This window comes from Chitinivibrionia bacterium (genome assembly GCA_009779925.1).
In the GTDB taxonomy this organism is placed as follows: domain Bacteria; phylum Fibrobacterota; class Chitinivibrionia; order Chitinivibrionales; family Chitinivibrionaceae; genus WRFX01.
The window spans coordinates 1-18549 of sequence record WRAZ01000042.1; the positions used below are offsets into that span (position 1 = coordinate 1).

The following is an 18549-nucleotide window of genomic DNA, read 5'->3' on the forward strand; positions in this document are numbered from 1 at the left end:
CGTTTATATTGTTTTTTTTGTAGCACTTCCTTGGCTACATTTTGAAATATCGTCCTTGCTTGCTTGCTTGAAACTTTAGTGTTTTATTAAAAAAGACTAAAGTTTCAAGCAAGCAAGCAAGTGTTTTTGAGATTTTTTTGCATTTTTTTCCGCTTGGCTGTGGGAGTTCGGCTAATTTAGAGGAAAAAGACTTTTTTTCTCTTTTTTTGTTAATATTAGGGAGCATTTGTTTTTTTTGTTCGTTTTTGTGCGAAAATATTGGGTTTCTTATATACACAAATAAAGAAATTTAAAAGGTGATTGCCAAATAATTATGTTTTATATTGCTTGGACTTGTGGCAAATATTATTTTAATTGCAAAAATTAACGGCTTTATTATTAACTCAGAGGTTAAAGAGATGAAAAAGTTCTTATTGGTATTGATTTGTGCATTAACTATTGCATTCGCACAGGCAAACGACAGAATGGTAAGAGACGCGCAAAGAGCGCTTTCACAAAGAAATCACGGCACGGTTGTGCGAATTTACGAAACATTTGCGGATACGGCAAGCGCGAATAATCCGACATTTGAATTTTTGGAGCCGCTTTATATAGAAGCGCTTTTATCTTCGCCAAATCCGAACCACGAAGAAATAGCGCGTTTATCCATAGTGTATATAGGAAGATTTCCAAACAGTCAGCAAGTAGCGCGTGTTTTTTACCTTTTGGGTGTAGCAAAAGCGAATATAAGAGATTTTTCTCAGGCAGTAGTCGCCTTGGACGAAGGGCTTAAAAGAACAACGGGTAGCAGAGACAGAAGCTTGAGAGAAACAGACCGCGCAATAAGAAATTTGCTCACACGGCTTTCTCAAAACCACATTGACGACAACGAAAGAGAAGTATTGCTTATAGGCGGAATAAGCGAAGCAACGGCAGAAATTCTGCGTTCGCACAGAACAGCGACGCAAGGAGGACAAGCCGTTTCCGCGCAGGAACAACAAGCAAGAAGACCTGTGCGCGGAGGCGCAATGCGAATAAACAGAACAATAGGACTTCTTGTTCCGATGACGGGAGAATTTGCCGCGCTCGGACAAGTAGCTCATAACACGGTTGCAATGTTTTTAGCGCGCCACGAAGAGCGAACAGGCGAAAGATTTACCTTAAAAGTTTACGACACCGAAGGAAGCGCAATAAGAACGGCGCAAAGAGTAAACGAACTCCTTGCCGACAGCGTTTCTATGGTAATAGGACCGATTATGAGCAATACATCCACGGTTGCGGCGGCAGTTTTGTCGCAATTCCCCGACAGAGCGGCTATGATAACTCCAACAGCAACGGACGACGGAATTGCGGCGCTGGGAAGCAACGTTTTTCAGTTGAATTTGACATCCAAGGCTTTGGCGGTAAAAATAGCGGAATACGCCATAGAAAACCTCAACATACGCAATTTCACCATACTCGCACCGCTTGACGACTACGGCAGAACTATGACAGCCTACTTTACGGAAGCGGTAAGCCAAAGAGGCGCAACAGTCGATTTCACCGAATATTATTCGCCCACAGCAACAGATTTCAGAAGACAATTCGGGGCTGTTCGCGAGTTTTTCACCGACCGCAGATTTGCAAATGGCAACCAAACTCCCGAAGCAAGAGCGTCGTATTTGTCTGATTCTACAATTTCGCTCGGCGGACTTTTCTTGCCTGTTTCTTCGCCCGATAACGCAATTCAGTTGGCGGCGCAAGTTCCTTTTCATCGCTTGAATGCGCAAATTTTGGGCACTCCGCTTTGGGGACACGAAAGAGTTTTGTCGCAAGGCAGAAGAACTGTAAACGACGTTTCCTTTTCGACAGCCAACAGAATTGACCCCGAAAGCGAGAGAGTGCAAAATTTTGTAGAAGCATACAGAGTGCGATACGGAGAAGCGCCCGATTTGATAGTAGCCCCGCTTGTAGCCGACGCAATACAATTAATGCTTCGCGCGTACGCGCAAAGTAATACGGTATCGCAATTATCGGAAAATCTTATGCAGGTAAGCGGCTTTCAGGGACTTTCTTCCGAAATCACATTTAAGAATACCGCAGGGGTAAATACGGGAGCAATCGTTAACAAAATCAGCAATCAAAGAATAATACGGGTCAGATAACCAAGCATTATGAACACCGTTTTTTATTTCTTACGGGAGACCTACGCTAATCTTCGCCGTTCAAAACTTCTTACGACGGTTTCGGTGCTGACGACAGGCGTACTCCTGTTTTTCCTTTTGGCGTTATCGCTGATTATGCTGAACATCCATCTTTGGATAAGCGGCGAAAATCAGACGCAGATTTCCGTTTATTTCGACACACGAATATCGCTTGTCGAAGAGCGAAAAATCGCCGACAGTATAATTTACAACATTGCCGCAAACGCATCCGCAAGATTTATTTCCCGCGACAAATCGTTCGAGATTTTCCAAAGCATATACGGAAGCGAAATGCTCACGGCAATCGAGGGCAATCCTTTCCCCGCGCTTTTGGAATTGGCATTCGGTCAGGATGTGAGCAACGAAAAAATCGATTCGATTTCGCAAATAATCGGAAGTTTGCAAGGCGTAGAAACCGTAATTTTCTCACACGATTGGTTTGAAGAAGTGCGCAATTTCAGAAATTCCGTTTCAAACGGGCTTTTCGCATTGGCGACAGTTATGGTTTTGGTGGTATTTTTCACAATAATGAACACAATAAAATTGACGGTTTACGCGCGCGAAGACATAATAAGCAATATGCAATATGTGGGCGCAAGCGGCTGGTATATAAAAACGCCGTTCATCCTGGAGGGCATTGTTCAGGGAACGCTCGGCGGACTTATTGCCGTTGCCGCAATATTTCCTATGCGTTTTATTATCCCCGATTTCGATATTTATTGGGGCGGCGCGCAAATTTTAGCGGGCGTAGTCATTTTCGGAGCGATTTTGGGATTTTTCGGCAGTTCGTTTGCCGTAAAAAAATTCATAAAAATATAAAAGGAGGCATACTATGGAAAAGCCGATAATGTCGGTTTCGGGGATTAGAGGAAGATTTGGCGAGGGATTAACACTCGAATTACTTCGCGCTATTGCATACATTCAAACAAAACATTCAAACGGCGCAGGCAAAAAAGTAATTATCGGACGAGACACGCGACCGTCGGGCGAAAAAATACAAAACGCGCTTTGCCAAGGAATAAGAGCGGCAGGCGGCATACCGATTTCTATCGGAATTGCAACAACCCCGACCACCTGTTTTGCCGTAAAACATTTTGGCGCGGCGGCAGGAATTATAATTACCGCAAGCCACAATCCGCACCCATACAACGGCTACAAAGCAGTGCACACAAGCGGACGACTTTTTAACGCCGACGAGTGCAACGCTCTTTACGAAGACTACAATTCGGGCAATTATTTAAGCGACAAAGAATTTAATGCGTTTTCTGCCTCGCCCGAAATTATCGAAACCACCGCAGTATCGGCGCATATAGCAAAAATCGTAGAAAACGTCGATGTGGAAACAATAAAAGCCGCAAAAATAAAAGTCGCCGTCGATGCAATAAACGGAGCGGCAAGCGGCGCGTTTCCTCAACTTCTGGCGGCGCTCGGCGTAAAATACGAAGGCATACACTGCAAAACCGACGGCGATTTTGTGCATAATCCCGAGCCGCGCCCCGCACATTTGGGCGACCTCGAAAAACTGCTGAAAAGCGAAAGCGATTTCTGGGGCGGCTTTGCGTTCGACCCCGACGGCGACCGTTTGGTAGTTATGGGCGAAAACGGTGAGCCGATTTGCGAAGAAATGACTTTGGCGCTTTCTATGATGAGCATTCTCGCAAGCAAAAAAAGCGACGTTGCGACCAACCTTTCCACATCAATGGTAATTGACGATGTCGCAAAAAACTTCGGCGTAAAAGTTATCCGCACAAAAATCGGCGAAGCAAACGTCGTCGATGCAATTCGCAAAAACGACCTGCTTTTGGGCGGCGAGGGCAACGGCGGCGTAATTTATCCTGCCGTTTCAATGGTGCGCGACGGACTTGTCGGGCTTGCGCTTATAATAGAATGTATGGCAAAAAACGACAAAAAAATAACGCGTCTGACATCGGAGTATAAAGAATATCCGATAGTCAAAGAAAAAATTTCAATTGTCGGATTAAATCCCATCGAGGTTCTATCAAAACTCGCAAAAATCTTCGCCGACGAAAAAATCGACACTCAAGACGGATTAAAAATAATCTATAACGACGGCTGGGTACACATCCGCTCGTCAAACACCGAACCGATTATGCGCGTTTACGCCGAAGGAATTACCCAAGAAAAAGCCGAAGAATTAGCAAAAATGGTGATGGATAGGATATAATTTGTAGGGGCGTATTGCATACGCCCGCTTTCTGTCGGCTTGGTATTTGGGCGTATGCAATACGCCCCTACGTCGGTTGCGTCGTCGCCGCCCGCCGCAACCTATCATTTATCGCCATACCTATCCCCTTTTCTTCTACCAAATGCGCCAAAATCACGTCGCAGTTTTTGTCATCGACGTTGCGGATTTCGGAGTAGAGATTTTTGGCAATTTCGTATAAGTCGCCGTCTTGATTTATGTAGCCGATTTTTGTTCCCTCGGGAAAGTCGCTTTCTTTTTTGTCGAGATAAAGCGGAGTGTTCGGTGCATAATGCCTTAAACTTCTGCCCGGAGCGACATCCTCTTCGCCGTGAAAACCCGCCCGCTCTACTTTTCCGATAATGCTTTCGATATACTCCAAATCCAAACCGCCGTAGCGATAACAAACGGGTGTATTTTTGGCAAACGAAATTATTGTGCTTTCTAAGCCAACTTTGCAATTTCCGCCGTCAATTACTGCGTCTATTCGCCCGTCCAAATCGTCCAAAACCGCTTTTGCGCTTGTGGGTGATGTATGCCCGAAAAGATTTGCGGACGGTGCGGCGATTGCAGTTTGCGATTTGCGAATAATTTCGCGCGTGATTTCGTTGTTCGGCATTCTTATTCCGACGGTATCAAGCCCTGCCGATACCAAATCGGGAATTTCTTTTTTCTTTTTCAGAATAATGGTAAGCGGTCCCGCCCAACATTTTTCTATTAGTTTTTGCGCAAGCGGCGGAACATTTTCGGCTACGGTGTAAATCTGCTCAAAATCGGCGATATGCACTATAAGCGGGTCAAAACTCGGGCGGTTTTTCGCCTCAAAAATTTTGGCGACCGCCGTCGGATTAAACGCATCTCCGCCAAGCCCGTAAACAGTTTCGGTGGGGATTGCGACCAAACTCCCATTTCGTATGATTTTAGCCGCAATCTCCGTCTGATATTCAGTTAAAAGTCGTGTTCTCATTCTCTGGTTATTCCGATTGTTCGTCTGAATTCTTGTGTTCTCGGAAAACCGTTCTGTTCAAAAGTCACGGCAATTATAGCCATGTATGCTCCCGCGCCGACATTTCTTCTGCGAGGATTTTTACCGTCCCAAGTCCAAGTCAAAAGACCTTTGCTTTGGTTGAAATAAAAACTTTCGGTTTCAACTACTGTGTTGCCTAATCCGTCGAGAATTGTAATTCTTCCGGAAAAATCACCCACAAGTTTTCTGCCGCCACCACAAGGTTTTATGACGAATGCCATATCTCCTCTACCTGTAGAAATTCCGTAATTATCCAAAAGGTATCTGATGTAGTTCTCATTTCTCCGCATTGCATTCGGCGAATAAGGGTTCGGGAAAGCCAATATATCGAAGTCAACATCGGCAGTTCCGATACCAATCGGTACCCAAACCGTATTTACTTCTTGCGTATTTCCTCTATTATCGCTAACTCCGCGCTCTATTCTGATTTCATCGCCGACTTCGGGCAAACGGCTTATGTTTCTCACCAAAAACGTAATGGTTCTGCCCGATACATTTGTTTCAGGGTCAAAAGCGATATTATAATATACGCCGTCCGCACCCTTCATTCTTATCATATCGGGAGTAATTGTTCCGCGAACTTCTTCGCTGAAAGTAATAACCAAGTTATCAATCAATTCGGTTGGCTCGTCGTCATCGCACTTAATCGCCATAAAGTTAAACTGAGCGCGTTCGATAATCGGCGCAATTCTGTCTATCGGCTGGAAACTTTGGTTTACCGAAATTCCAATCGCATCAAAATCTTGACTTCTTACCGTGTGGTTAAGAGATATTTGGTCTCTTTCATCTATATCCGTTCTTGCCGAAACAGCGCTTTGGTCTTGCGAAACCCCGATAGAAAGAAAATCGGTTTCAATTATCCTCACATTCAGTTCGCTAATCGAATTAAAGCGGCGACCTGTTTGATTATCCAAATGCAAACTTCTGTTAAAGCTCTCTGCTACAAGTCTTCTGATGTCGGGCAACGCATTGCCGAAACCTTCGTATTCGGTCGGGTCAAAATTAAATCTGACTCTTATCGTGTCAACATAGCCGTCAGCAGGAGGAATTGTATAACTGAAAAACTCCACATATCTAATCTCGAAAGGAATCCAGTTAACAGCTGTTGTTTCATCTTCAATTCTGCGCCACTGGTTATTTTCCAAAGGCAGATTATTATCCGGTGAAGCGTTGTCGGTAATTCCGCCTTCAAAGTCGATTTTCACCCATTCGTAATAAAGTTCTTCCACATCCAAATCAGGACGAATAATTCCCGGTTCCAACAAGAATGTATAAACATTGCCTGCTCGAGAAGGTTCAGCAATATTACGAATTCCGAACGCTCCAGTTCCGAATTGGTCTTTTGCAAAAAGCAACTGAACACGTCCGTTTTGCACTCCTCTTATCTCCTCGGTAAATTCTAATCTGAGCGTGTCAGGCAGTGAACTATCTTCTCTGACATTTGCGCTGAATGCGGGACTGCCTATCCTGATAGCAGGACCAACTCTGTCAAGAATTGCAATTGGTTGTGTTGTTGCTCTTACGGTAGCTCCTGTTTCGTGGTTAATGGAATCGTATTCCATATACAGCCAACCTGTTGCGTCGCCGGAAATCAAATTTGGATCCCAATTTATAAACAAAGTATCTCTGTCTGAAGCTATCCTTGCACTCGCCGGAAGCGGACCGCGAGGATTATTTCCCAAACGCCAAGTATAAATATTGGTACTACCGCTCAAATCTCCTACACTATTGCGCTCTATTACAACTCTAAGGCTATCGGCAAAACCATCGCCGAATTTATTAAAGAACGCCGCAGACACCGGCACAGGAGGAACAAATTCCTTTTTGAAATGTACGCGCACAAATTGCGTTATGGCAAGCACAGGATTATTCTGCGACGAGGCGTCGGTAATTCCGCTTGCTATGTTAATCCGAACGCTGTCTTCACCATTTGTCATTTCTACAAGCGTGCCGGGAGTAAACAAAAATCCGTGTCTGCCGCCGCCTTCAATTACTCCTGTCGCGGAAACACTTCTCGTCGGCTTAAACTCCAACGCCGTTGCGGCGGTAATATTTCTGACATTTTCGCTAAATTTAACCCAAAGCGTGTCAAATTGCCCTGCTCCCCCGTTGCTTGCGGAAAAATTTGCGTCGCCTTGCGGGTCTTGTTCAAATCTCAACAAAGCCGGACCAACGCTGTCTATAAGAGGAACGCGAATAGTATCTCTGTCTCCTGTCGGGCTGTTATCGCCTTCAACATCAAGAATGTCAAATATAACAAGTAATTCACCGCTACCTGCACCCGACTCAAATTCGGCTACATCTATAGTTAAGGTACTTCCGTTCACTGCTACATTCTGTATATTTATAAGCTGACTGTTGTTCCACCGCCAACGATAAACAGTTGAAGGATAAGGACGAGCTAAACTCCCGAACTGGTCGCTTACAATATTCGCTCTTATCCTGTTTATGTAGCCGTTTCCTGTGGTGTCGAACACTGCGGCGTTATTTAACGCAGGCGGTTGAAACTCCATTGCAAATCTTAAAGTTCTCCTTGCTACAACAGTATTTCCCGACGCGTCTTCAGCAAATACCCAAATGGTATGTCCAAAAGTTTCAGCCATTTCTTTGGGAACAACTATTCTGAATGTATTACTCGTACCGGCTACCGCTTCAATCATTTCTGCCGCATTAAAAACACTCCACGTGCGGTCAAGCGTCCATCTTACATTGCCGTTCATTACATTGTCCGTCATATAAACTATAAGCGTACAAACAAACTCATCAGCTCTGATGTCGATATTAGGTATCCGCGGATAAATTTCGTCAATAGTTCCGCCCGATTCCACATTACAGCCAACTCTGGAATTATTGGGTATCAAAGTAGAAGCGTCGCCATTTGCTACAAAACGGCGGTCAAGCGGCAAAAATGCCTTAACTGTTCTTATCACCGAAAGAAAATCATAGCGAAAACTTATCATCTCTGCACCCACACGACCTGTACCTGCCGCATTTGGAGCTTTACCTTTAAGGAAATTAAACGCACAATTCAAATTGTCAAAAATAGTCTGACGAACTGCGGTATGATTGGTTCCCTGGATATTTGTGGGATAATAATGCAAAAGTATTCCGCCTTCTCCCTGATGAGCAACAGTTCCGCCTCTTCCGAAAAACATTTCAAGCAACCTTTCAAGAGATATTTCAAAATCGATAATTTCCGAATTTTGCCCGTCTCCGATTGTAAAGTCTCTGGACGCATTTACCAACGCTTGAACTACGCCAAGTATGTCATTACGATAATCCATATTACCCGTCGGAAATCTTTCTCTTGCATTACAGTCGGCTACCAACGCTTGAATGTTAGAGTTGCCCAACTGTCCTACCGCTGTCCCCATAAGTCCCCATTGCCCCAAATTATACATTGCAAGCATAAGCGACAAGCCCATATATCGGTCGCAAGAGTTTGCAAGCCCATATTTCCAACAAATATCCGAAGCACGAGCTAAAATGTCGTAGTTTACATATTGAAACATAGCAGAAACAAACAATCCGTTTATAGAGCGAGGGTGGTATCGCGCATCATATCCTCCTACGTAGTAATCCATAAGCGCAGTTTCAGCCGTAGAACCTTGAGGAATAAGGTGAGCATTTTCGGGACGCCGCAAAAGTTGTATATATGTTGTTAAATCCCTTGCCTGCGAAAGAATGTGTGAGAAACGAGGAAAAAGGTGCGGAAAATTAAGTGCCCTATCGCCTCCGGAAAAGGACTCTACGTGCCAACTTGTATAATTTCCCGAATTGACAGCCATATCTCCTGTTGCCCACCAAATGTTTTGACCATTCCAAGTATCGCCGTAATTAACTTGTGTTCCCGACCAAGATTCTTTTGCACCCATCGCAAACATCCATTGCGCATCAACGTTCAATAGTTCTTGTCCCATTGCGAGAGCCATATAGTATGCAGGAGCACCCAGACCTCTCATTGCCGCGGCACCCCTTATTTGATTGCCTCTCGGAATTGCGAAATGTATTTGTGTTCGTCCGACATAAGTGTTTATGAAGCCGCCCGAATATCTTCCGCCGTTTGAGCCGAGTGAATCGTAAGACGCGTGGCGAAAAGCACGATTATGAAAATTGGGATCGCTGACAATGTCCGCCAATTCACCGCAGGTAATCGACGGATGCGATATAGGGTCGTCGGGAATTCCGGGCGCGCCTGTTTTAAGGAGCAGTTGTACCTCTGTTCCCTCTCTCTGAGCAAGCGAAGCGTGATTAGGATGCGACCACACGTGAGCTAAGCCTGTAGAACTTCCCGCTCTCAAAAGCGCGGCATTGTCAGACGGAGCAGTTGATGTGTAATAAATATCGACTTCGTTATCGGCGCCGGGAAGTATTCTGATTTGACCTTGACTGAACAACCAATTATCTATGGCTGTCCATTGTCCGCCATTCGTTGTATAGCGGACACCGCCCAAACGCCAAGCTTGCCCTGTATTGTTTGTAAATCTGACATTTGCAGTAGGAGCCGTGTTTATTTGTACCGTAATTTCAGCAAATACTTGCCCTATCATCGCAAACATCAACATACAAGCGGCAACTTTGCCTAAAATCCAACCTCTTATTTTTTGCATAAAATGCTCCTTTTTTTGTACAGACATATTTCGGTAGTAAGTATAATGCAAAAAAAGTTTTTTTGCTTGTTTTTTTTGGAAGATTTGTTTTTTTGTTTGAGCATTTATTATATTTATGAGAGAAGGGGGAAAATCAAGTGAGATTTTTTAATGAAGAACAAAGAAATTCAATGAGCGATTTGGCATTTAATTTGTGTGCATTGACTTATTTAGGCGTTGTATTGGAATATGCTTTAGGCGAAAGCGGAGACTTTAGATTGGTGGCTATTGGTCTTTGCGCAATGTTAGGTTTTGTAGTATTTGGTCTTGTTCTAAAAGGAGATAAAAAATGGAAGCAATCTTAATCTTAGGCGGCGGAATGGCTGTAATTATGTCTGTATTTTTACTGATCGACCGCTACGGTGTAAAATTTTTTGGTTTAAAAACCGCATAAAAAGGCAGGGTTTTCCTCCCTGCCTTTTTGGTGGTTAGAGGGCTTTTATTTCGGCTTCTGTGAGACCTGAGTATTTTACTATTTGAGCGATAGACATTCCGTCTTGCTTCATTTCCTTGGCGATTTCTATTGCTTTTTGTAATTCGCCTTCAATTTTACCTTCAATTTTACCTTCAGTTATTCCCGCTAACTTCCCTTTTACCTCCGCCGTATAAATCTCGCTTTTGTAATCCATATAATTCGCCCTGTTTTTCTCATACGCAACTCTCTCCTCGTCAGACATTTTCGCAATATCTAATTTTTCGCCTGCTTCTTGCACTCCCGCCGCGCTAAACTCGCTTTTAACCGTTGAGTTTTTAAGCACATAAACCCATTCGTCAAATTTTTCCCTTATTTTTTCGTCAAAATTTTGTGGAAGTATTATGTAGTATTCAGGATGTATTTCAGTTGCGGTTTTAAGCAAAACAGGGTCTAAATTCTGCGAAAAAGGAATACTCTCATTAAAATTATGAACTCCTGTAAATTCCGTCAATCTCGCCTGAAAAAGATATTCTTTTTTCGGTCCCAAATCAAAATAAGCAATGTTTATAGAATATATTTTCTTGATATTATATAAATCGCCTTTTGACAACTGCTCAACTATTGCTTTGGAAGAATTAAACAGCATTTTCCCGAGAAAATCGACTTTATCTCCGAATTGAATTTCGAAAATAACTTTTTCGCCCGTGTCCATTTGCGCTTTCAAATCAACTCTGTTTATTTTTCCGTGCGAAGTTTCGGGATTACCCTCGCTTTCGAGAATATTTTCAATAACAATCTTTCTTTTAAGCAATTCGCTCAAAAATCCCTCTAATATATCAAAATTTTCTTTATCGCGCAATATTTCTTTCATCGCCCAATCAAACGATATTATAGTTCTGTCCATAATTTCCTCCTATTGAGGAAAATACTATTTGCCGCAAACAAGAAACAAAGGCTGGAGGAGATTTTGCGTTTTTTTTGAAAGTTTTGTTTTTTTGCTTGAGCATTTATTATATTCTTTAATAAATAATAGTGAAAATCACTAGAAAGAGGAGTATATTATGAGAAAAGGATTAAACGAGCCGGCGACAATTAATTGGACAATAAGGAATACAAAAGACGCTATGAGGCATTTGGGAATTACAAGATTAGCGACAGCAACAACGCCATACGAAACACTTAAAAACACCAAAGCAACATTGGACTTTTTGAGACAGGCGCAACAATGACATTTGAAAATATTACCGCAGTAGTTGGAATAATCGGCGTTTTTATTGCAATTTATCAGTTGTCTCAAGCAAACAAACAGCTGAAAAGTACAACACTGACCAATGTTCTGTCGTTAGAGGCAGAGATGAATAATCGCAAGGAAAGATTGGATAGCTTAAATCACGATGTTGAAATTGAAAGATTGAATGCTGATCGCGAATTGTCTCCGGAGTATTGGAACATATACGAAAAACGTATAAATGCAGCTGTCGATAGTTGGTTAGACGCTGTTAACAGATTATGCTTTTGCATAAAGAAGGGATATTTGACCGAAAAGGAATGGAAAGCGGAATATCGAAATTTAATAACCGGCGTAGTTGAAGATTTTGAAGACAAATTCGGCGAAGCGTCGGAATACACTAATATCATTGATTTGAACAGAAAATTAAGAAGAGAGTAAAGATTTAAAAACCACATAAAAAAAGCAGGGTTTTCTTCCCTGCCTTTTTATTTATATTTTCTCAACCCCCTCGAATTCCCTCGACCGCGCCATCTATCGGCACCACTCTCTCCTCGCCTGTTGCCATTATTTTTAGTTTGTAGTTTCCTTCGGCTTCTTCTTGACCGCCAGCGAAAAGTACGATTTTTGCTCCGGCTTCGTCCGCTTGTTTCATTTGTTTGCCGAAATTTACGGATTTTAACGAATATTGAACGCTGAAGTTTGCTTCGCGGAATTTTTTTGCGGTTTTCAGTATATTTTCGTAGTTTTTGTCAAAACTTACTATGAATAAATCGCAATTTCGCTTGATTTCGGGAAGTTTGCCCAATTCTTTCAGCAAGTCGCCCAAAACTACGTCGCCTACCGCAAAACCTACCGCGGGAGTAGGTTGTCCGCCGTAAAGTTCTACAAGCTTGTCGTATCTTCCGCCGCCTGCGATTGCGCGCATCGTGCGTTTTTTGTCGAAAATTTCAAATACAATTCCCGTGTAATACGCCAAACCGCGCACTACCGAAATATCGAATTTTATGTAATCGCCAAGTCCGAGATTTTGCAAATATCCGAACAATTGATTGATTTCTACAATCGGGGCGAGTTCGCTGTTTATTGCGGATATTTCGTCGAGATTTTTTGCCGCGAGTATCTTTTTCACGCTTTCGGAAACTGCGCCGTCCGTTAGTAATTCGTCGAGCATTTTTGCAAAATTATCTGCGCTTACTTTGTTCATTTTGTCGAGAATTGCGTAAAGTTTTGTTAATTCGTCCTGCTTTACGCCGACAAACAAAAACAACTGCTCCAAAAGCGTTCTGCTCGAAATATGCACCTGAAAATCGTCCGAAGATAATCCCAAATCGCGAAGCATATCTATTGCGGCGGCTATTAGTTCTGTGTCGGCGCTTACGTCTTCAATGCCTAAAATATCCATATTTAATTGGAAAAATTCGCGCAGACGTCCTTTTTGCATTTTTTCGTAGCGGAAAAGTTTGGGTATCGAATACCATTTTATAGGCTTTGGAAGTTCGCGGCACCTTGCCGCCACCATTCTTGCAAGCGACGGGGTCATTTCGGGACGAAGAGCAAGCTTTCTGCCGCCTTTGTCCTCGAATGTGTATAGTTGTCCTTCGATTTCGTCGCCGCTTTTGGATGTATAGACTTCCAAATGTTCAAAAACGGGGGCGTCGTATGGCGCAAATCCGTATTTTTCGCAGCTTTTTCTCCACGAATCGAATATATAATCTCTTACTATTGTATCTTCGGGGTAAAAGTCCCGCGTTCCTTTGGGCGCTTGCCAATCCATTTTTTTCTTCCTTTTTGGCGACGGTCGCCACCCTTTTTTTCTGTAATTTTCACATAAAAATAATATTTGCGCGACAATCTGCGCCGCTCGCCACCCTTTTTGTTAAAAAAACATTGCTTTTCTTGGTGTAAATATTGTATTTTAATAAAAGATTTATGGAAAATGGAGAAAAAATGTCGCCAAATGAAGCAAAAAACGATGTAAAAACTATTGTTTACGACGAAAGCAAAATCCAAACACTGGATTCGCTTGAACACATTCGTTTGCGTTCGGGAATGTATATCGGACGGCTCGGCGACGGCAAGCATTACGACGACGGTATTTACGTGCTACTGAAAGAAATTATCGACAACTCCATAGACGAATTCATAATGAAGCACGGCGACAAAATCGAAATAAAAATTGACGAAAACAAAGTTTCGGTGCGCGATTTAGGGCGCGGAATTCCGCTTGGAAAGCTTATTGATTGCGTTTCCAAAATAAACACGGGCGCAAAATACAACACCGAAGTTTTCCAGTTTTCGGTGGGGCTCAACGGGGTCGGAACAAAGGCGGTAAACGCGCTTTCGAGCCATTTTAAGGTAGCCTCTTTCAGAGACGGAAAATTCAGGGAAGCGACTTTTGAAGCAGGGCGACTAAAAAGCGAAACAGAGGGCGAGCAAGGCGAAAACGCGACAGGCACGTATTTTGAATTTATCCCCGACGTCTCGGTTTTCGGCGAATACGAATTTAACAAAGAATTTATAGAACAGCGGCTTTGGTCTTACGCATACCTTAATCGCGGGCTAAAACTGTTTTTCAACGGACAAAAATTCGTTTCAAACGGCGGCTTAAAGGATTTGCTCAACGCAGAGGTGGACGACGAGCGAATTTACGATATATGCTATTTCAACTCCAAAGACAACAAATTGGAATTTGCCTTTACGCACACCGAAAAATACGGCGAAAGTTATTTTTCTTACGTAAACGGTCAATATACTTCGGCTGGCGGCACGCACGAGTCGGCGTTCAAAGAGGGAATTCTTAAAGGTATAAAGGAATATTCCGGAAAAAACTTCGATTCGCAGGACGTTCGCGATGGAATAGTCGGCGCAATATCCATCCGCCTCGAAAACCCGATTTTTGAAAGCCAAACCAAAAACAAGCTCGGAAACACCAACATTCGCGGCGATATTGTGAACGCCGTAAAAGACGCGCTTGCCGATTTTTTGCACAAAAACAAAGACACCGCCGAAATTCTGATTTCCAAAATAGAGCGAAACGAACAAGTGCGCCGCGAATTGAGCGAAGTAAAGAAAAAAGCGAAAGATATTGCAAAAAAAACATCCATAAGCATAGCGGGTTTTAAGGACTGCAAATACCATCTTAACGACGGGGCAAAAGGCGAAAACTCCACTATTTTCATAACCGAAGGAAAGTCGGCGGGCGGAAGCATAACATCGACCCGCGACGTTTATTTGCAGGCAATGTTTCCTCTTCGCGGCAAACCGAAAAATCTTTTCGCCTGCAAAAGAACGGAAATTTACAAAAACGAAGAACTCTGCAATCTGGTAAAAGCCTTGGGAATAGAGGACAGTTTAGACAACCTGAGATACGGAAAAATCATAATTGCAACCGACGCCGACGTGGACGGATTTCACATCCGACTTTTAATAATGACGTTTTTTTTGAATTATTTTGAAGATTTGGTATTGGAAAATCGTATATTTATATTAGAAACGCCGCTTTTTCGCGTTCGCAACAAAAAAGAAACGCGATATTGCTATTCCGAAAGCGAGCGAAACAAAGCCGAAAAGGAGATTAAAGACTGCGAAATAACGCGCTTTAAAGGACTTGGCGAAATTGATACCAAGGAATTCGGGCAGTTTATAGGCAACGATATGCGGCTTACGGAGATAAACGTGAAAACAATAGCGGAAGTCCATCGTCTAATGAAGTTCTATATGGGACAAAACACGACGGAAAGACGCGATTATATTATAGAAAACTTAATTTAACAAAATAAAACAAGGAGGAATTCTATGTGCTGTGGTAAAAATTCAAAGGTGCTTGGTTTTGTAGTGCTTTCAGTGGTGGTTGCAGTGTTCGCAACAATAGTAGCAAACCTTATCGCAAGAAAATGCGAAAATCAACTTCTTGACGAAAAAGACGCAGATATTAAAGAATGCGGTTGCTAAGTCCTTGCCGGACGGGCAATTTGGCAATTTGTAGGGGCGTATTGCATACGCCCAATTCGCATACGCCGTTTGTAGGGGCGGGTTTAAAACCCGCCCTTACGTTTTTATTTACAACTTGCGACTACAGCCGCGTAATCCAGCTGTCCGCCGAAAATATCAAGCGCGCTTCCGACGGTGAAATTTATGCGGCTTTTTCCGTGCGCGCGCATTTTTTCTATGTCGTCCAACGATGAAATTCCGCCTGCGTAGGTTGTTGGTATCGGCGAATGTTTAGCCAAAATTTCGACCAATTCCAAGTCCGCGCCTCCTTTTTTGCCCTCGACATCGGCGGCGTGAATTAAAAATTCGTCGCAATAATCTGCAAAATATTCGAGTGTTTTCGGAGTGATTTTCACTTCGGTGAATTTCTGCCATCTGTCGGTGCAGATAAAATAATCGCCAGTCTGTTTTTTGCACGATAAATCAAGCACAATCCGCCCTTTACCGACTGCCGAACACAGTTTTTCGAGATTTGTCTGATTTACATTTCCGCCCGAAAAAACAAAACTTGTGATAATTACGTGCGAAGCGCCCCAATCAAGCCACTGTTTTGCGTTCTCGTCGGTTATTCCGCCTCCGATGTGAAAGCCGTTTGTCCAAGCCGAAAGCGCTTCTTTTGCGGCTTCGTCGTTTCCTGCGCCGAGTTTTATTATGTGTCCGCCGCGCAAATTGTCTTTTTTGTAGAGATTTGCAAATTCTGCGGGCGATTTGTCGGTGGAAAAGTTTTCTACTACATCGTTTGAATTATCTGTAAGCGTTGAGCCGACAATTTGTTTTACTTTTCCGTTGTGTAAGTCTATGCAGGGGCGAAATTCCATTTTTTCTCCGTTCCTTTTTAGAGAAAATACTATTTGCACGATAGAAAAAACAGTTATTGCAAGAGAAACTAAGGGAAATCGCCGTTTTAACGCAAGGTTAATCGGAAGAACATCACCTCTGCGAATTTTCGTTCCCTCTTTTTTCTTGCTTAATTTCGGGTTTAGGGTCAAGTTTTTCGGTATTTCCTAATAAATTATCTGCGAGAGAATCAAGAATTATGTCGCGCTGTTGTTTATTGTATAGGTCGTATCCTAAAATTTCTGCCAATATCGATATTTTCGCCACCGTCGGATACGCAACAAATAAATCAAAAACTGCTTTAAGTTTGTGTTTCAGCAAGCCCGCAGGCGACATACCGCTTGGGTCAATTTCGCCGAGCATTCGCTCTACGCAAATCCCAATTAACCGCTCTTTGCTCTGAAAATGGTAGTTAATGGAAGCATTGTTCACACCTGCTTTTTGAGCGATTGCTCGATTGCTTATATCGGCGGCATTATTTTTACTATTCTTAATAAGCTCAATAGTTGCGACGACAATTCTTTCTTTTGTATTCATATTATACTCCTTAAAATAAATTCAATCAGCGATTTAATCACTGATTAAATCAGTGGTTAAAATAATAAAATGTTGGTGTTGGTGTCAAGAGACGGGAGAAAATTGTGTGGAAAATAGCAAATATCAAAATTCACCCCAAAACAAATAGTATTTTATGTGTGCTAAAAACTAAGAATTGCGGAAATTTTCTCTGCATTTCTTTTAATTCCTTTTTTCAAGGAATACACGACAAAACAGTTATCTTAGGCTGTTCTGCTTGTCGTGTGTCCCCAAAAAGGATAAGCAATTCTTAGTTTTTAGCGAAATATGAATTATTGGCGGAACAGCCTTTTACTGTTCTCATTTTAACTTTTAGGAGGATTGCTTTATGGGTAAATTTATTAAAGTATTGGCAGCGATGTTGATTGTTGGTGGTGGAGCGTTGGCGCACACAATAAGTACTGCAGAAGAATTGGCTGCATTCAGAGATGAGGTTAATGGCGGGAATGATTTTTCAGGGCAAACAATTACGCTTGTAAAAGACATTGACCTTGAAAACAAGGAGTGGGTGCCGATTGGAGCAGGCACAGGCAGATTTCGAGGAACATTTAACGGAAACGGTTATACTATAAGAGGTGTTTTTATAGACCAACCAACAAGCGACCATATCGGATTATTCGGAAGAGGAGCAGGAACAATTAAAAACCTTAATCTTCACGTTGATATTACAGGAAGCCATCAAGTCGGCGGATTGATAGGACAAGGTTCTGGCACAATCAGAAACGTTGCTATATTCGGAAGAGTGCAGGGGAATGCTAATAATGTCGGCGGAATAACAGGACATAATTGGGGGATAATAGAAAGTTCTCGTTCTTATGCAACTGTAAGTGGTGCACGAGTACATAACGGTGGACTGGTTGGGCAAAATGAAAGAACAATAAGGGACTCCTATGTCTTTGCAAGTGTTTCCGGAAGTGGTGCTGTGGGTGGATTGGTAGGGCTTAATATGAGTAGCGGCAGAATAGAAAATTCTTACGCAACAGGAAGCGTTAGCGCTGTTAATAATACACATAGAGGCGGATTGGTAGGGGAAAACCGTGCCGCTGCTACTGCAATCATCTCCTCTTTCCGCACGACCCAAGGCAACAACGAACACGGTATACTAATAACAGAAGAAGAACTGAAAGATCCAGCCACTTTCACCGACTGGGACTTCATCGACACTTGGGGAATCGACCCAACAGGCTACATAAACGGCGGTTTCCCATATCTGCAAGCATTTGCCGTTACGGTAACTTGGGACGACCCGAATTTTACATTCAACGGCGAAGAACAAATCCCCACCGCCACCGCCACAACAGCAAACGGTGATACTTTGGAATTGATTATAACAACAGACAAAGAAGCGATTAACGCAGGCTCATACATCGCCACTGCAACCCTAAAAATCCCGAGAGAGTTTCCCTTTTTGCTGAACGCGACAAAGGTATTTGAGATAAAGCCGAAGTCGCTTAAAGAA

The 18549-nt window shown here is 42.8% G+C and carries 15 protein-coding genes; 9 read left to right on the forward strand and 6 right to left on the reverse strand.

The genetic code is table 11. The features are described 5' to 3' along the window. Positions 1-398 precede the first annotated feature (398 nt). Genes FWE23_09725 through glmM form a run of 3 tightly spaced genes read left to right on the forward strand, consistent with a single transcriptional unit; the run spans position 399 to position 4347 of the window. Entirely contained in the window at positions 399-2123 is a 1725-nt protein-coding gene (locus FWE23_09725) for a penicillin-binding protein activator (protein MCL2845706.1), read from the forward strand. Between the two features lie 9 nt (positions 2124-2132). Continuing rightward, the gene (locus FWE23_09730) at positions 2133-2981 is read left to right on the forward strand and encodes an ABC transporter permease (protein MCL2845707.1); all 849 of its coding nucleotides are present in this window, start codon (positions 2133-2135) and stop codon (positions 2979-2981) included. Positions 2982-2994: 13 nt separating this feature from the next. Beyond that, a complete protein-coding gene (glmM, locus tag FWE23_09735; GenBank protein ID MCL2845708.1) occupies positions 2995-4347 on the forward strand; it encodes a phosphoglucosamine mutase in 1353 nt (450 codons plus the stop codon). Between the two features lie 67 nt (positions 4348-4414). Here glmM and FWE23_09740 read toward each other — a convergent pair whose 3' ends face one another. Together FWE23_09740 and FWE23_09745 are read right to left on the reverse strand one after the other, a co-directional pair. Beyond that, a complete protein-coding gene (locus FWE23_09740; GenBank protein ID MCL2845709.1) occupies positions 4415-5332 on the reverse strand; it encodes an L-threonylcarbamoyladenylate synthase in 918 nt (305 codons plus the stop codon). Further along, positions 5329-10002: a hypothetical protein gene (locus tag FWE23_09745; protein ID MCL2845710.1), complete on the reverse strand. Its 4674-nt coding sequence runs from the start codon at positions 10000-10002 to the stop codon at positions 5329-5331. The genes FWE23_09740 and FWE23_09745 overlap by 4 nt, the downstream gene beginning before the upstream one ends. A gap of 137 nt (positions 10003-10139) precedes the next feature. Here FWE23_09745 and FWE23_09750 point away from each other — a divergent pair, with 137 nt between their 5' ends. Then, positions 10140-10346 (forward strand): hypothetical protein, encoded by a 207-nt coding sequence (locus FWE23_09750; GenBank protein MCL2845711.1) that lies wholly within the window; start codon positions 10140-10142, stop codon positions 10344-10346. Between the two features lie 123 nt (positions 10347-10469). Here FWE23_09750 and FWE23_09755 read toward each other — a convergent pair whose 3' ends face one another. Next, positions 10470-11360 carry an Rpn family recombination-promoting nuclease/putative transposase gene (locus FWE23_09755; protein MCL2845712.1) on the reverse strand — a complete coding sequence of 297 codons (891 nt, stop codon included), beginning with the start codon at positions 11358-11360 and terminating at the stop codon, positions 10470-10472. Positions 11361-11517: 157 nt separating this feature from the next. Between FWE23_09755 and FWE23_09760 the strand changes: the two genes are divergently transcribed. Both FWE23_09760 and FWE23_09765 read left to right on the forward strand, forming a co-directional pair. Then, positions 11518-11685: a hypothetical protein gene (locus FWE23_09760; GenBank protein ID MCL2845713.1), complete on the forward strand. Its 168-nt coding sequence runs from the start codon at positions 11518-11520 to the stop codon at positions 11683-11685. Next, positions 11682-12125 carry a hypothetical protein gene (locus FWE23_09765; protein ID MCL2845714.1) on the forward strand — a complete coding sequence of 148 codons (444 nt, stop codon included), beginning with the start codon at positions 11682-11684 and terminating at the stop codon, positions 12123-12125. Before FWE23_09760 ends, FWE23_09765 begins: the two co-directional genes overlap by 4 nt. A 61-nt stretch (positions 12126-12186) precedes the next feature. On the opposite strand, the gene hisS is transcribed toward FWE23_09765, so the two are convergent. Further along, positions 12187-13461, reverse strand: a complete 1275-nt coding sequence (hisS, locus tag FWE23_09770; protein ID MCL2845715.1) for a histidine--tRNA ligase — start codon at positions 13459-13461, stop codon at positions 12187-12189. Positions 13462-13634: 173 nt separating this feature from the next. Here hisS and FWE23_09775 point away from each other — a divergent pair, with 173 nt between their 5' ends. Next, the gene (locus tag FWE23_09775) at positions 13635-15458 is read left to right on the forward strand and encodes a toprim domain-containing protein (GenBank protein ID MCL2845716.1); all 1824 of its coding nucleotides are present in this window, start codon (positions 13635-13637) and stop codon (positions 15456-15458) included. A gap of 24 nt (positions 15459-15482) precedes the next feature. Then, on the forward strand, positions 15483-15638 hold the full coding sequence (locus tag FWE23_09780; protein ID MCL2845717.1) for a hypothetical protein: 156 nt from the start codon (positions 15483-15485) through the stop codon (positions 15636-15638). A 104-nt stretch (positions 15639-15742) separates the two neighbouring features. Here FWE23_09780 and hisA read toward each other — a convergent pair whose 3' ends face one another. Next, positions 15743-16495 carry a phosphoribosylformimino-5-aminoimidazole carboxamide ribotide isomerase gene (hisA, locus tag FWE23_09785; GenBank protein ID MCL2845718.1) on the reverse strand — a complete coding sequence of 251 codons (753 nt, stop codon included), beginning with the start codon at positions 16493-16495 and terminating at the stop codon, positions 15743-15745. 112 nt (positions 16496-16607) lie between these two features. Beyond that, complete coding sequence (locus tag FWE23_09790; GenBank protein MCL2845719.1) at positions 16608-17051, reverse strand: TetR/AcrR family transcriptional regulator; 444 nt, start codon at positions 17049-17051, stop codon at positions 16608-16610. Between the two features lie 367 nt (positions 17052-17418). On the opposite strand from FWE23_09790, the gene FWE23_09795 reads away from it, so the two are divergent. Next, on the forward strand, positions 17419-18549 hold a 1131-nt coding region (locus tag FWE23_09795; GenBank protein MCL2845720.1), incomplete at its 3' end, for a hypothetical protein.